This window comes from Pedobacter sp. AK017, assembly GCF_014200825.1.
In the GTDB taxonomy this organism is placed as follows: domain Bacteria; phylum Bacteroidota; class Bacteroidia; order Sphingobacteriales; family Sphingobacteriaceae; genus Pedobacter; species Pedobacter heparinus.
Window position 1 is genome coordinate 106,374 of the sequence record NZ_JACHCW010000001.1, and the last position, 14,444, is coordinate 120,817.

Sequence of the window (14,444 nt, forward strand, 5' to 3'; positions counted from 1 at the left end):
ATTTAAAGGTAATAATTTTTACCATCTGTTTTAATCTTTCCGGCATCCAGCAATTCACGGATACGTCCAAGGCGTTCGTTTTCTGTTCCTGTACTTACCGCATTTACCAGCACATCCAGCAGGTAACTCTCACTTTGCAACAGGGTAACAATCTCAAAATCCAGCTTATCCTTCAGCATGGCTGCATCATCGGCTTTTTTTTCGGCCAGGCACACATCACAAACACCACATTTATCTGCCTCCGGTTCATCAAAGTAAGTGAGCAACTGTATACTTCTGCAAATCTTTTTACCGGCATAAGCCAGCACCGCAGTAATCTGCTCGGCCTGGATCTGTTTACGCTGTGCAATGTATTTCAGGTCGATATCCATATGGCTAAAATCCAGCCTTGGCCGGATATACTGTAATTGTGGTTGATCTGTTTGCGGGATATAAGACAATAAGCCCTGTTCCTGTAAATTGTTCAGCTGCCGCAGCACATCGTTATAGGAAATGCGCAGTTTTGCTGCAATATCCGCCTCGCTGATCTTTACATATTGTTCAAATGAACCACCGTACAACCTCAGTATGGCTTTTATCAGCGGGTCATAACCTGCGTTTTCTATCTGGAAACGGTAAACATCTTCATTGCCCACCACAAACAATACCCTGGAAGGTAAAAATATGTTTTCCGACAAGGTAATGTATCCATCGTGCTCCAAAAATTTTAAGGCGCCCATCGTTTTAATTACCCCTAAATTAAAGCGCTTACAAAAATCGGCCAGGTCAAAACCAAAACTCAGCCCTTCCCCTGCCCCATAAGCCAGCTGAAAATAATTACCCAGGTAATGGTACACTTTTCTGATCTCCTCAACCGAAGGAAAACTAGCTGTATATTTGGCTTTTAAGGACAATTCGTCCGATTTGTTGGCCAGCAATATGGTATAAGCTTTTTTACCATCCCTCCCTGCCCGGCCCGCTTCCTGGTAATAGGCTTCCAAACTTTCCGGAAGGTCTAAATGTACCACAAAACGTACATCAGGCTTATCTATTCCCATTCCAAAAGCATTCGTCGCCACCATCACCCGGATGCGGTTCCGCTTCCAGTCCTCCTGTTTCCTGAAACGTTCTTCCTTCTCTACCCCAGCATGGTAAAAATCTGCAGCCACCCCGTTCCTGCTCAAAAAAGAGGCTACTTCGGCAGTCTCCCTCCGGTTGCGCACATATACCAGTCCGCTACCGCTTACTTTATTTACAATACTGATCAGCTTTTTGTACTTATCTTCATCATCCTGCACTACATAGCTCAGGTTTTTACGGGCAAAGCTCTGTACAAAAACATGCGGTTTTTTAAACTGCAGTTTTTCCATAATGTCTGTTCTCACAAACTTCGTAGCAGTAGCCGTCAGGGCTAAAACAGGTACATCGGGATGGATTTCCCTGATCTCACTGACTTTCAGATAGGGTGGCCTGAAATCATAGCCCCATTGCGAAATACAATGGGCCTCATCTACGGCAATCAGGTTTACGTTCATGTAAGAGATCCGCACGCGCACCAGTTCCGATAATAAACGTTCCGGCGAGAGGTACAAAAATTTGATCTTTCCGTAAATGCAGTTGTCAAGCAAAATATCGATCTCCCTTTTTCCCATCCCTGCATAAATGGCCACTGCATCAATGCCTTTTGCTTTAAGGGCCTCTACCTGGTCTTTCATCAGCGCCACCAAAGGCGATATCACAATACAAATCCCTTCTTTCAGCATAGCAGGCACCTGGAAACAGATCGATTTCCCACCACCAGTAGGCAACAAGGCCAAAGTATCCTGCCCGTTTAAAACCGATCTGATAATTTCATCCTGCAATGGCCTGAAACCATCATATCCCCAGTACCGCTTTAATATCTCCGTCTCGTTCATAAAAAGGTTACCCTCCAAAACTATAAAAATGAACTGATATTATTAAATTAGCAAAAAAATCACTCAACCGGCTATATGAGAACATCACTACTCCTGTTAATTCTTGTATTCTCTTTTTTTAAATCGTCATTCTCCCAATCTCCCACACCTGGTCCCGACAAACAATGGGACATAGAAAAATATAAGGGCAATACCAAAACCTTTACCTTTAACACAGATGAAGGTACATGGATGAACCTGGATGTAAGCCCTGATGGCAAGGATATCGTGTTTGACCTGTTGGGCGACCTCTACATCATGCCCATTAGCGGGGGTTCAGCCGTTTTGTTAAGCAGCGGGCCGGCCTGGGATATCCAGCCCCGCTTTAGCCCCAATGGCCGGTACATATCCTATACCAGTGATAAAAGTGGTGCCGACAACATCTGGATCATGAACCGTGATGGCTCCGGCAAAAGGCAGATATCCAAAGAAACTTTCCGTTTATTGAACAATGCAACCTGGATGCCCAACAGTGAGTACCTCATTGCACGCAAACACTTTACCGGTACCCGTTCGCTGGGCGCGGGGGAAATGTGGATGTACAGCATTTATGGTGGTGAAGGTGTACAGCTGACCAAGAGAAAAAATGACCAGCAGGATGCCGGAGAACCCAATGTTTCGCCAGATGGCAAATACCTTTATTTTAGTGAGGACATGTCGCCCGGCCCTAACTTCGAATACAGCAAAGACCCTAACGGCATGATCTATGCCATCCGTCAGTTAGACCTGACCAGCGGCAAAATTACCAGCCTGATTGCTCAGCCAGGCGGGGCAGCCCGGCCACAGGTTTCCCCGGATGGAAAAATGATGGCCTATGTAAAACGCATGCGCCTAAAATCTGTACTGGTATTGCAAAACCTGCAAACGGGAGAAGAATGGCCCATCTATGAAGACCTGTCGCACGACCAGCAGGAAACCTGGGCCATTTTTGGCGTTTACCCCAATTATGCCTGGACACCCGATGGCAAGAGCATCATTTTCTATGCCCGTGGCAAGATCAAAAAGATCGACCTCAATTCATTGTTCACCAATAACCTCCCATTTCATGTCACCGGTTCACAAACCATACAGCAGGCCCTGCATTATCAGCAGCAGGTGTTCAGCAATGATTTTACGGTAAAAATGATCCGGCAGCTTAACACTTCTGCCGACGGCAAATTTGTTGTATTTAATGCCGCGGGCTTCCTCTATAAAAAAGACCTGCCAAACGGGCTGCCTGAAAGGGTAAGCAAGGGTATCGACTTTGAGTTCGAGCCCGAGATCAGTGCCGACGGCAAATCTGTCATTTATACCACCTGGAGTGATGAATTTAAAGGGGCTATTAAAAAAACCGACCTGAAATCGGGTAAAACAGTTACGCTGACCACCGAAAAAGGCTTTTATTATTCCCCTTCTTTTTCCAATAAAGGCGATAAGATCGTGTTCCGAAAAGGAGTGGGCAACGACGTGCTTGGTTATGCTTTTGGCCGGGGAACAGGAATTTTTACCATGCCCGCCAGTGGTGGCCCGAAAACACTGATCACCGAGAATGGCATCAGGCCCAAATTCAATGCCGACGACAGCAGGATCTATTTTCAATCCAGCGAAGACGGAAAAAAGGCATTCAAAAGCATAGACCTGAATGGCGCCAACGAACGGACGCACTATACTTCAACATACGCCACACAATTTGCACCCAGTCCGGATGGCAAATGGATGGCCTTTACAGAGCTTTTCAACATTTACGTTACACCGATGGTAACTACGGGCAGGCCGCTCGACCTGTCGGCCGGCAACAAAACCATACCACTTACCCGCATCACCAAAGATGCCGGCACCTATATCCACTGGAGCCACGACAGCAATAAATTGTTCTGGACACTGGGCGAACAGTATTTTAGCCGTGATGTAAAAACAGCATTCAACTTTACCGATGGCTCAACAGCGCAGATCAAAGCACCCGACAGTACTGGCCTGGCCATAGGCTTAAAACTAAAGACCGATGTTCCAACCGGCCTCACCGCACTTACAGGTGCCAGGATCATCACCATGAAAGGCGATGAGGTGATAGAGAACGGTGCTATACTCATTGAAAACAATAAAATTGTATCCATTGGCAAAAACCTGCCCCTGCCAGCAAACACAAGGGTAATTGATGTAACAGGAAAAACCATTATGCCGGGTATCGTAGATGTGCATGCACATCTGCGCAGCAGTCCGGATGGCATTACACCGCAGCAGGACTGGTCGTACCTGGCCAACCTGGCCTTTGGGGTAACCACCTCACACGACCCTTCCAGCAATACAGAAATGGTGTTCAGTCAGTCGGAAATGATCAAAGCAGGCCGGCTTACCGGCCCCAGGTTATATTCTACAGGCTCCATCCTCTATGGTGCCGATGGCGATTTTAAGGTAGTCATCAACAGCCTGGACGATGCCCTGTCTAACCTGAGAAGACTAAAAGCAGTGGGTGCCTTTTCTGTAAAATCCTACAACCAGCCCCGTCGCGATCAGCGTCAGCAGATCATCGAGGCTGCAAGGCAATTAAAAATGATGGTTGTGCCAGAAGGCGGCTCTACCTTTTTTACCAATATGAACATGATTGCCGACGGGCATACGGGCATTGAACACAGCATTCCGGTTGCACCTGTTTTTAAAGATGTAACCACCTTCTGGAACAAAACTGAGGTAGCTTATACCCCTACACTCATTGTTAGCTATGGCAGTCAGTGGGGAGAAAATTACTGGTACGACCGTACCAATGTATGGGAAAATGAGCGCCTGATGGCCTTTACCCCCAGGTCCATCATAGACCCGCGGGCCAGGAGAAGAACAACGTCAGAATATGGCGATTACGGTCATATTGAAGTGGCCAAAACGGCCAGGCAGATTGCCGAGGGGGGCACCAAGGTAAATTTAGGCGCGCATGGGCAGATCCAGGGACTGGGTGCACACTGGGAACTCTGGATGCTGGCACAGGGTGGTATGACCCCTTTACAGGCCATCAGGTGTGCCACCATAAACGGCGCGGCCTATCTGGGTATGGACAAAGAGATCGGCTCACTGGAAATCGGAAAACTGGCCGATCTGATCGTGATGGATGCCAATCCGCTGGACGACATCAGGAATTCGGAAAAAATTAAATACGTAATGATCAACGGCCGTATTTTTGACAGCCTGTCTATGAATGAAATAGGTAACCGCGAAAAGGTACGGGGTAAATTGTGGTTTGAGACTGGAAAGGGAATGGTTTATTCCTTCCCGACCGGCAATACCGAAACCTGGACTTATACCATTCCCAATTGCGAATAAAATCGGGTAAGAACTGCCAAAGGGGCTCCCCGCAGTTTTCTTAATAAGAGAATTGGAACAACTTAATTATCAACAGGGATTCAACAGGGAAATAACAGGGAGAGAACAGGGACTTAACAGGGATAAATTCCTGTTAATTTCTTATTATTTCCCTATTGTTTTCCTGTTTATTATTAATCATAAATAAACAATACCCAATCAAGAGCTAGATTAATTACTCTAAAAGACATTTTAATTTCTCTACAAGAAATGGAAATTTTCAAAAAAAATTAAAGCTGCTGGGCAATGACGAAACCACTGGCCCAGGCCCATTGAAAATTATAACCGCCCAGCCAGCCGGTTACATCTACACACTCTCCACCAAAATACAGGCCAGGTATTTTTTTACATTCCAGGGTTTTGGACGAGAGCTCATCCGTGTCTATACCACCGCGCATTACTTCAGCCTTATCATAGCCCTTGTCACCGGCAGGTTTCACTTTAAACCAATGGATGGTCTGTTCAATCTGTTCCATTTCTGCTTTGGTTAAGGAGGCAACCTGCTTATCAATTGGCAAATATTTGGCCATGGCCTCGGTAAATTTCCTTGCGTAATAGCGGTTAAACAAGGAAGACAGGAGCGCTTTACCATTCTGCTTGCGCTCTGTTTCTATCAAAGCAGTAATATTTTGTCCGGGCAATAAATCAATGTTGAACACCTCTCCTCTTTTCCAGTAGGATGAAATCTGCAAAATTGCAGGCCCGCTTAACCCCCAGTGTGTAAACAGGATATTCTCTTCAAACGCGATGCGCTCGTTGCTCACCTTACAATAAACACTGTTTCCGGACAGCTGTGCGTACCAGTCCTCATCTTTCCCGGTTATGGTAAGCGGTACCAGCGCAGGCGCCGTTTCCACAATTTTCAATCCCTGTTTCCGGGCAAAGCGCAGGGCAAAATCGGTAGCCCCCATTTTTGGGATGGGCAATCCACCTGTAGCCATCACCAGTTTTGGGGCTTTAACCACATGGCTTTTTGTCCCTTTGGCATAGTTTACAGCAAAACCAGCCTCCAATATTTTTATATCAGTAACCACTGCATCACAAATCAGCTCCTGTCCAAAATCCTCGCAAAGCGCAGTAAAAACGGCTACAATGGCTGCAGCATTGTTACTTTCCGGAAACAGCTGCCCAAGGGTCTTCTCTTTTCCATTGATGCCATAAGTCTCAAAAAAACTGATGGTATCCTCAACTGTCCACTGTGTAAAAGCCGATTTAATAAAATGTCTGTTTCCAGAAATAAACTGCTCGTCTGTAGCAAACAGATTGGTATAATTACACCTTCCGCCACCTGAGATCAAGATCTTGGCACCAGGCTTCGCATTCTTTTCCAGCAGGATGACCCGCTTGCCAAGGTACCCTGCCTGTACCGCACACATCAAACCACAGGCTCCGGCACCAATAATTATAGCATCTGCATCCATCAATCCGTTTATATTGTTATTTTTGTGCAAAATAAGCATAACTTTTTCATATAGATATGGCAAAACAAATAAGTGATCTGAAATTGGGAATATTGGGCGGCGGACAACTCGGCAGAATGCTGATCCAGGAAGCCATCAATTATAACCTTACGACCCTGGTTTTAGATCCGGATACCGATGCTCCCTGTAAACATCTTGCAAATTACTTTGAATGTGGCTCTATTACCGATTTTGACACCGTTTACAACTTCGGCAAAAAAGCAGATATCATTACCATAGAAATAGAAAAGGTAAATATTGAAGCATTGGAACAACTGGAAAAGGAGGGAAAACAGGTTTTCCCGCAATCCCGGGTAATCCGCCTGATCCAGGACAAGGGAGTTCAAAAACAGTTTTTTAAAGAAAACAACATCCCAACAGCACCTTTTCAGCTGGTAAATACCAGAGAAGAGATGCGCCACAGCAGGTTTGCGTTTCCTTATATACTTAAACAGCGCCGAGATGGCTACGACGGTAAAGGCGTGATGAAAATAAACAATGCAGCTGATATTGAGCAGGCCTTTGATGCGCCCTGCCTGATTGAGGAAATGATAGATTTTGAAAAAGAGATTGCCGTTATTGTGGCCAGAAACGCTAATGGGGACATGAAAACTTTTCCGATGGTAGAAATGGAATTCAATGCCGAGGCCAATCTGGTCGAGTTCCTGATCTCTCCTTCTACTTATCCTGAAGCGCTTCAGAACAAGGCCGAGGTAATTGCCAAAAACATCGCTTCCTCCCTTAACATCACCGGCTTACTGGCCGTAGAAATGTTTGTGACCAGGAATGGGGAGCTGCTGGTCAATGAGCTGGCACCAAGACCACACAATAGCGGACATCAAACCATTGAGGGCAATTATGTTTCTCAGTTTGACCAGCATTTAAGGGCAATTTTTAACCTGCCATTGGGCGATACACGCAGCATCAGCAATGCAGTGATGATTAATCTGCTGGGCGAGAAAAACCATAATGGGGTAGCCAAATATCAGGGATTGGAAAAAACCATGGCCATTGATGGGGTATATATCCATCTTTACGGTAAAAAATACACCAAACCTTTCCGCAAAATGGGCCATGTTACGGTGGTAGACCAAAACCGGGAAAGTGCAGTACAGAAAGCAAATTATATTAAAAATACATTAAAAGTTATTTCATAAATGAGCACAGAGCGCGTAAAAGCTGGCATTATCATGGGCAGCAAATCGGATCTTCACATCATGCAGGATGCAGCCGATATTTTCAAGGAATTTGGGGTTGAATTTGAAATGACTGTGGTATCGGCACACCGCACTCCGGAAAGGATGTTTGAATATGCCAAAAATGCAGCTTCAAGAGGCTTAAAAGTAATTATAGCCGGGGCCGGCGGCGCAGCCCATTTACCGGGCATGGTAGCTTCCATCACCACTTTACCGGTTATTGGGGTACCCGTAAAATCCTCAAATTCTATCGACGGATGGGATTCCATCCTTTCTATTTTACAAATGCCAAATGGCATTCCTGTAGCCACTGTAGCTTTAAATGCAGCAAAAAATGCAGGCTTACTGGCTGTACAGATCCTGGCTACGGCAGATGACTCACTTGGACTTAAAATGCAGGCCTATAAAGATGAACTGCGAAAAAAGGTTGAAGAAAGCGCAGCTGAACTGGAAGGCTAGACATTAAAATCAATTCAGACTGGGATCCTGGGGGAAATTGCTGACATGGGCATATTTTGGCCCCAGGTTAATGATTACCTCGCGCCATAGGTTTTCTTCATTGCCGGAGAAAACCACATCCGGATGAAAAGCATCTGATACGATCCAGGTATTCTCTTTCATCTCCTTTTTTAATTGTTCCTTTCCCCAGCCAGAATAGCCGATAAAAAACTTGATCTCATCTTCATGAATATGCTTGCTGTTGATGAGTGCTTTGAGCGTTTCAAAATTACCGCCCCAGTAAATCCCCTTCGCAATTTCCTGCCCATCCCCTATCTTATCGTAACAACGGTGTACAAAATGGATGGTATCGGTTTCTACCGGTCCGCCAAAATATACCGGAAAATTGGCTTCCGCGAGTTCAGGGATCACATCTTTAAGCAGCAGGGTGCTGCATTGGTTCAGGATAAAGCCAACTGTACCTTCCTCCTGATGGTCCGTAATTAAAATTACGGCACGCTTAAAATTAGGATCCATTAAAAATGGTTCTGAAATTAACAATCGTCCCAATGAAGGTTGTAACCTGCTTATCATTTTGGAAATTTAGGGATAAAATTGAATAAACTAAAACCTATTTTTGTATGATGGACCACAATAAAAATAATTTGCATGATTTAAGACAGGAATACCGCGCCGCACAACTTACAGAACAAGATGTAGAGAGCGACCCTATCCTGCAGTTTGGAAAATGGTTTAATGCTGCTGTAGATGCACAATTGTACGAACCCAATGTAATGACCCTGGCCACATCCGACCGGTTTGGCAAGCCTTCGGCAAGGATTGTACTACTAAAGGGCTTTGATGAAAATGGTTTCGTCTTTTACACCAATTACGAGAGTAAAAAAGGAAGGGACCTGATAGAGAACCCACAGGCCGCACTGGTGTTTTTCTGGGCCGAACTGGAACGTCAGGTACGTATTGAGGGGGTAGTGAGTAAAGTTGATGCCGAAACATCTGCCGCTTATTTCCATTCCCGTCCTGCAGGCAGCCAGATCGGTGCCCTGGCCTCGCCGCAAAGCAAGGTACTGGACAACAGGGAGTCACTTGAACAAAAGGTGGCCGCACTGACTAAAGAATTTGAGGGCCGTGAAATTCCCCGTCCGCTACACTGGGGTGGCTACCTCATAGAACCTTCGCATCTCGAGTTCTGGCAGGGCCGTCCCAGCAGGCTGCACGACAGAATTGCTTACGATTTAGTGGATGGTTCGTGGATTATAAATAGATTAGCGCCTTAAAAACGTTAAACTAACCTCATAAAAATAAACTAAATGAAAAACATTGCAGTAATCGGCTCTGGCACAATGGGTAATGGTATTGCGCATACTTTTGCGCAGTTCGGTTACCAGGTAAACCTTATTGACATCCATCAGGAAGCCTTAAATAAGGCTATGGATACTATTGGTAAAAACCTTGACCGCCAGGTGGGCAAGGGAACACTTACAGCAGCGGAAAAGGCAGGTACACTGGCCAACATTACTACCTTTACAGAAATGCAGACGGGTGTGGCCAATGCCGACCTGATTGTAGAGGCGGCCACCGAAAACCTGGAGCTTAAGCTAAAAATATTTAAGGACCTCGATTTTTTTGCCAAGCCGGAGGCCATTCTGGCCAGCAATACTTCTTCCATTTCCATTACGCATATTGCTTCGGTTACCGGCCGTAGCGATAAAGTGATCGGCATGCATTTCATGAACCCCGTACCGGTAATGAAACTTGTAGAAGTGATCAGGGGTTATGCCAGCAGTGATGAAACCACTGGAACGGTGATGGAGCTTTCCAGAAAACTGGCTAAAGTTCCGGTTGAGGTAAATGATTATCCGGGCTTTGTAGCCAACAGGATCCTGATGCCAATGATCAATGAGGCCATTTATACGCTTTACGAAAATGTGGCCGGTGTAGCAGAAATTGATACGGTAATGAAATTGGGCATGGCCCACCCCATGGGCCCTTTGCAGCTGGCCGATTTCATTGGCCTTGATGTTTGCCTGGCTATTTTAGAGGTATTACACACTGGTTTTGGCAATCCGAAATATGCACCATGCCCATTACTGGTAAATATGGTGATGGCAGGCAAAAAAGGCATTAAGTCTGGAGAAGGTTTTTACAATTATGCCAATGGGCCAAAAGAGGCAGTTGTAGCTGCCAAATTTAGCCAACCAATGCTATAATTCTAATTTTTAAGCGTATTTTTGAATAATGAACGAAAATCTTGATCCATCATCCGAAAGCCTTTCACCTGTAGAACGCGATATTGAAAAAGTACTGCGCCCACAGGCTTTTGATGATTTTACGGGACAGGAAAAGGTGATGGAAAACCTGAAGATCTTTGTGAAAGCGGCCAAGCTACGTGGCGAACCGCTGGATCATGTCTTGTTACATGGCCCCCCCGGACTGGGTAAAACCACACTTTCCCTTATCATTGCCAATGAAATGGGCGTGGGCATAAAGGTGACCTCCGGCCCGGTTCTGGATAAACCCGGGGATCTGGCAGGGCTGCTGACCGGTCTGGATGAAGGCGATATCCTTTTTATTGATGAGATACACAGGTTAAGCCCCCTGGTTGAAGAGTACCTGTATTCGGCCATGGAAGATTTTAAGATAGACATCATGCTCGAGAGCGGTCCGAATGCACGCTCTGTACAAATCTCATTGAACCCTTTTACCCTGGTTGGTGCCACTACCCGCTCCGGCCTGTTAACTGCCCCCTTAAGGGCAAGGTTTGGCATCAATTCCAGACTGGCCTACTACGATGCCAAGCTACTGACCACCATTGTACTGAGGTCATCAGAAATTCTGAAAACCCCGATTACAGATGAAGGGGCCTACGAAATTGCCAGAAGGAGCCGTGGAACACCACGTATTGCCAATGCTTTATTAAGGCGTACCAGAGATTTTGCGCAGATCAAAGGTACCGGAGAAATAGATACAGAGATTGCCCGTTATGCTTTAAAAGCACTAAATGTGGATGAACACGGACTGGATGAAATGGACAATAAAATACTGACCACCATTATCGACAAGTTTAAAGGTGGTCCGGTAGGTTTAAAAACTATAGCTACCGCTGTTGGTGAAGATGAGGGTACCATTGAAGAGGTTTATGAGCCTTTCCTGATTCAGGAAGGTTTTTTAATGCGCACTTCAAGAGGCCGGGAAGCCACTGAGGCAGCTTATAAACACCTGCAAAGAAATTTCCCCGGGCAAACCGGAAGATTATTCTGATAAAATTTTTTTTAGGCACCATTTCTGTTTCAGAATAGCTAAATTTAGCTGATATGAACATAGAAACAAGAAAACTGACCTTAGCCGATTACAATGACTTGAAGGAATCCATGCAGGAGGCCTATGAAACACTGGGACAGATATGGAGCAAAAACAGCATCGAAAGGTTGCTGAAATTATTTCCTGAAGGCCAGCTGTGCATTGCAGTGGATGATAAGGTGGTAGCTTGTTCTTTATCCCTCATTGTAGATTATGATGAATATGGGGATAAACATACTTATAAGAACATTACCGGTGATTATTCTTTTTCTACCCACGACCCCGAAGGGGATGTGCTGTATGGCATAGAGATTTTTGTACATCCCGAATACAGAGGCCTAAGGCTGGGCCGCAGATTGTATGAAGCACGCAAGGAGCTGTGCGAAAACCTGAACCTGAAAAGTATCATTGCAGGTGGCAGGATCCCTGGCTACCACGAATATGCCGATCAGCTGAGCCCCAGGCAATACATAGATAAGGTTAAGGCCAAAGAAATATATGACCCTACCCTTACCTTCCAGCTGTCCAACGATTTCCACGTCAGGAAAGTACTGAAAAACTACCTGCCCGGCGATCATGAATCCAAGGAATTTGCCACTTTAATAGAATGGAACAACATCTATTACCAGGGCATCGATGCCTCTGCCCGTTCGGCCAAGACCATCAGGATCGGTCTGGTACAATGGCAGATGCGACTTTTTCCGGATATTGAAGCTTTTTATGAACAGGTAGAGTTTTTTGTAGATGCTGTGAGCGGCTATAAATCCGATTTTATTGTATTCCCCGAATTTTTCAACACCCCATTGTTGCATCCATACAATCATTTACCAGAAATGGAGGCCATGCGTAAACTGGCCGAACAAACAGCCGAGATTGTAAAAAGGATCCAGCAATATGCCCTTTCATATAATGTAAATATCATATCCGGCAGTATGCCTATTGTAGAGAACAATAAGCTTTATAATGCTACCTATTTATGCCACAGAAGTGGTAAAACAGATGAATACCGGAAAATCCACATTACCCCGAATGAACAGAAATACTATGGAATGGTGGGTGGCGATAAGATCCAGGTGTTTGATACCGATTGCGGTAAAGTAGGGATATTGATCTGTTATGATGTGGAATTTCCTGAACTGAGCAGGCTTTATGCCGATCAGGGCATGCAGATCCTGTTTGTACCTTTCTTAACCGATACCCAGAATGGTTATACCCGGGTAAGGCATTGTGCGCAGGCCAGGGCCATAGAAAATGAATGTTATGTAGCCATAGCAGGTTGCGTGGGCAATTTGCCTAAAGTAAACAATATGGATATACAGTTTGCCCAGTCGGCCGTATTTACCCCTTCTGATTTTGCTTTTCCAACCAATGCGGTAAAGGCCGAAACTACGCCAAATACCGAAATGATGCTGGTGGTGGATGTTGACCTGCATTTGCTGGATGAGATCCATCATTTTGGTACAGTAAGGATACTGAAAGACCGTCGCAGGGATTTATATGAAGTAAGGCTGTTGAAATAACAGCCTTATTTTTTTAACTGTGCGCACCTTTAAAAAACAGCCAGTAGACCAGTAAAGCGATAACCAGTAAAGGGATAAGCCACCTCAATATGACTGCGGCACCGTTGATGTCCTTCTCTTTAACGGCCTGCGGCGATGGTCCCGGATCGGCCTGGTGATGGGCATAATCGTGCTCTATGGGTTTATGTGGTTTGTTCGTCTCTTCTGTATGTTTAGCATCTGAATTTTCCATGACTTTAAGTGTTGGTTAATTTAATAACAATACGGGCCTGAAAAAGTTTACATTACAAAGCCTTATCTTTGCAAAAGATGTTGAACAATGCTTCCAGATACAGCAAGCTGATTAAAGCCGAGGCCCTTAGGCTTGGCTTTATGCAATGCGGTATTGCCAAAGCAGATTTCCTGGAAGAGGAAGCGCCAAAACTGGAGAAATGGCTGCACAACAACCATCACGGACAGATGGCTTACATGGAAAATCATTTCGACAAAAGGCTGGATCCCAGATTGCTTGTGGAAGATTCCAGATCTGTCATTTCTTTGACCCTCAATTATTTTCCTGCTGAACAGCAGCAAGATCCCGATGCCCCAAAGATCTCTAAATATGCTTATGGCATGGACTATCACCAGGTGATCAAGGATAAGTTGTACCAGCTGCTGAACTTTATAAGGGAAGAAATTGGCGAGGTTGCCGGCAGGGCATTTGTAGATTCGGCGCCGGTGCTGGACAGGGCCTGGGCAAAACGTGCAGGCATTGGCTGGATTGGCAAAAACAGCAACCTCATCAATAAGAAGAGTGGTTCCTTCTTTTTTTTAGCTGAACTGATTGTAGACCTGGAGCTGGAGTATGACCAGCCCTTTACGGCAGACCATTGTGGCACCTGTACCAAGTGCATAGATGCCTGCCCTACTGATGCCATTTTATCACCCTTTATCATCGACGCCAAAAAGTGTATCTCCTACCTCACCATTGAACTGAAAGAAGAAATTGACCAGGACTTTAAAGGTAAAATGGACAACTGGATGTTTGGCTGCGATATATGCCAGGATGTTTGCCCCTGGAACAGGTTTTCCGCCCCGCATTCAGAACCTATGTTTAAACCAAATGAGCGCTTGCTGCAAATGAAACGGGAAGACTGGCAGGACATTACAGAAGATGTGTTTAAAACGATCTTTAAAAATTCGGCAGTAAAGCGCACCAAATATAAAGGGCTGACCAGGAACATTGATTTTATAAAAAAGAGTTCTTAA

12 protein-coding genes are annotated in these 14,444 nt (G+C 45.3%); 8 read left to right on the forward strand and 4 right to left on the reverse strand.

Annotation, left to right across the window (positions count from 1 at the left end; all coding sequences use genetic code 11):
- Positions 1-2 precede the first annotated feature (2 nt).
- Entirely contained in the window at positions 3-1,895 is a 1,893-nt protein-coding gene (locus HDC92_RS00495; protein WP_183871615.1) for an ATP-dependent DNA helicase RecQ, read from the reverse strand.
- A 75-nt stretch (positions 1,896-1,970) separates the two neighbouring features.
- Between HDC92_RS00495 and HDC92_RS00500 the strand changes: the two genes are divergently transcribed.
- Entirely contained in the window at positions 1,971-5,225 is a 3,255-nt protein-coding gene (locus HDC92_RS00500) for an amidohydrolase family protein (protein WP_183871617.1), read from the forward strand.
- Positions 5,226-5,494: 269 nt separating this feature from the next.
- Here the strand turns inward: HDC92_RS00500 and HDC92_RS00505 are convergent, their stop codons facing one another.
- Entirely contained in the window at positions 5,495-6,724 is a 1,230-nt protein-coding gene (locus tag HDC92_RS00505) for an NAD(P)/FAD-dependent oxidoreductase (RefSeq protein WP_255484279.1), read from the reverse strand.
- Positions 6,725-6,741: 17 nt separating this feature from the next.
- Between HDC92_RS00505 and HDC92_RS00510 the strand changes: the two genes are divergently transcribed.
- Together HDC92_RS00510 and purE are read left to right on the forward strand one after the other, a co-directional pair.
- A complete protein-coding gene (locus tag HDC92_RS00510; protein WP_183871619.1) occupies positions 6,742-7,881 on the forward strand; it encodes a 5-(carboxyamino)imidazole ribonucleotide synthase in 1,140 nt (379 codons plus the stop codon).
- Positions 7,882-8,379 carry a 5-(carboxyamino)imidazole ribonucleotide mutase gene (gene purE / locus HDC92_RS00515; protein ID WP_015807719.1) on the forward strand — a complete coding sequence of 166 codons (498 nt, stop codon included), beginning with the start codon at positions 7,882-7,884 and terminating at the stop codon, positions 8,377-8,379. It abuts the gene before it with no gap.
- 9 nt (positions 8,380-8,388) lie between these two features.
- On the opposite strand, the gene HDC92_RS00520 is transcribed toward purE, so the two are convergent.
- Positions 8,389-8,952: a YqgE/AlgH family protein gene (locus HDC92_RS00520; protein ID WP_015807718.1), complete on the reverse strand. Its 564-nt coding sequence runs from the start codon at positions 8,950-8,952 to the stop codon at positions 8,389-8,391.
- A 50-nt stretch (positions 8,953-9,002) separates the two neighbouring features.
- Between HDC92_RS00520 and pdxH the strand changes: the two genes are divergently transcribed.
- The 4 genes from pdxH to HDC92_RS00540 are packed head-to-tail and all read left to right on the forward strand — an operon-like array spanning position 9,003 to position 13,196.
- Positions 9,003-9,653 carry a pyridoxamine 5'-phosphate oxidase gene (pdxH, locus tag HDC92_RS00525; RefSeq protein WP_143715849.1) on the forward strand — a complete coding sequence of 217 codons (651 nt, stop codon included), beginning with the start codon at positions 9,003-9,005 and terminating at the stop codon, positions 9,651-9,653.
- 33 nt (positions 9,654-9,686) lie between these two features.
- Positions 9,687-10,586 (forward strand): 3-hydroxybutyryl-CoA dehydrogenase, encoded by a 900-nt coding sequence (locus tag HDC92_RS00530; protein ID WP_015807716.1) that lies wholly within the window; start codon positions 9,687-9,689, stop codon positions 10,584-10,586.
- 28 nt (positions 10,587-10,614) lie between these two features.
- Positions 10,615-11,637, forward strand: a complete 1,023-nt coding sequence (ruvB, locus tag HDC92_RS00535; protein ID WP_015807715.1) for a Holliday junction branch migration DNA helicase RuvB — start codon at positions 10,615-10,617, stop codon at positions 11,635-11,637.
- 53 nt (positions 11,638-11,690) lie between these two features.
- Positions 11,691-13,196: a bifunctional GNAT family N-acetyltransferase/carbon-nitrogen hydrolase family protein gene (locus tag HDC92_RS00540; protein ID WP_015807714.1), complete on the forward strand. Its 1,506-nt coding sequence runs from the start codon at positions 11,691-11,693 to the stop codon at positions 13,194-13,196.
- Positions 13,197-13,209: 13 nt separating this feature from the next.
- Here HDC92_RS00540 and HDC92_RS00545 read toward each other — a convergent pair whose 3' ends face one another.
- Positions 13,210-13,428, reverse strand: coding sequence for a hypothetical protein (locus tag HDC92_RS00545; RefSeq protein WP_015807713.1), 219 nt, complete (start codon positions 13,426-13,428; stop codon positions 13,210-13,212).
- A gap of 77 nt (positions 13,429-13,505) precedes the next feature.
- On the opposite strand from HDC92_RS00545, the gene queG reads away from it, so the two are divergent.
- Entirely contained in the window at positions 13,506-14,444 is a 939-nt protein-coding gene (queG, locus tag HDC92_RS00550; protein ID WP_015807712.1) for a tRNA epoxyqueuosine(34) reductase QueG, read from the forward strand.

Bases quoted from the DNA above. Each gene is read 5' to 3' on its own strand.
- HDC92_RS00495 (WP_183871615.1), bottom strand. From the start codon at position 1,895: ATGAACGAGACGGAGATATTAAAGCGGTACTGGGGATATGATGGTTTC.
- HDC92_RS00500 (WP_183871617.1), top strand. From the start codon at position 1,971: ATGAGAACATCACTACTCCTGTTAATTCTTGTATTCTCTTTTTTTAAA.
- HDC92_RS00505 (WP_255484279.1), bottom strand. From the start codon at position 6,724: ATGCTTATTTTGCACAAAAATAACAATATAAACGGATTGATGGATGCA.
- HDC92_RS00510 (WP_183871619.1), top strand. From the start codon at position 6,742: ATGGCAAAACAAATAAGTGATCTGAAATTGGGAATATTGGGCGGCGGA.
- purE (WP_015807719.1), top strand. From the start codon at position 7,882: ATGAGCACAGAGCGCGTAAAAGCTGGCATTATCATGGGCAGCAAATCG.
- HDC92_RS00520 (WP_015807718.1), bottom strand. From the start codon at position 8,952: ATGATAAGCAGGTTACAACCTTCATTGGGACGATTGTTAATTTCAGAA.
- pdxH (WP_143715849.1), top strand. From the start codon at position 9,003: ATGGACCACAATAAAAATAATTTGCATGATTTAAGACAGGAATACCGC.
- HDC92_RS00530 (WP_015807716.1), top strand. From the start codon at position 9,687: ATGAAAAACATTGCAGTAATCGGCTCTGGCACAATGGGTAATGGTATT.
- ruvB (WP_015807715.1), top strand. From the start codon at position 10,615: ATGAACGAAAATCTTGATCCATCATCCGAAAGCCTTTCACCTGTAGAA.
- HDC92_RS00540 (WP_015807714.1), top strand. From the start codon at position 11,691: ATGAACATAGAAACAAGAAAACTGACCTTAGCCGATTACAATGACTTG.
- HDC92_RS00545 (WP_015807713.1), bottom strand. From the start codon at position 13,428: ATGGAAAATTCAGATGCTAAACATACAGAAGAGACGAACAAACCACAT.
- queG (WP_015807712.1), top strand. From the start codon at position 13,506: ATGTTGAACAATGCTTCCAGATACAGCAAGCTGATTAAAGCCGAGGCC.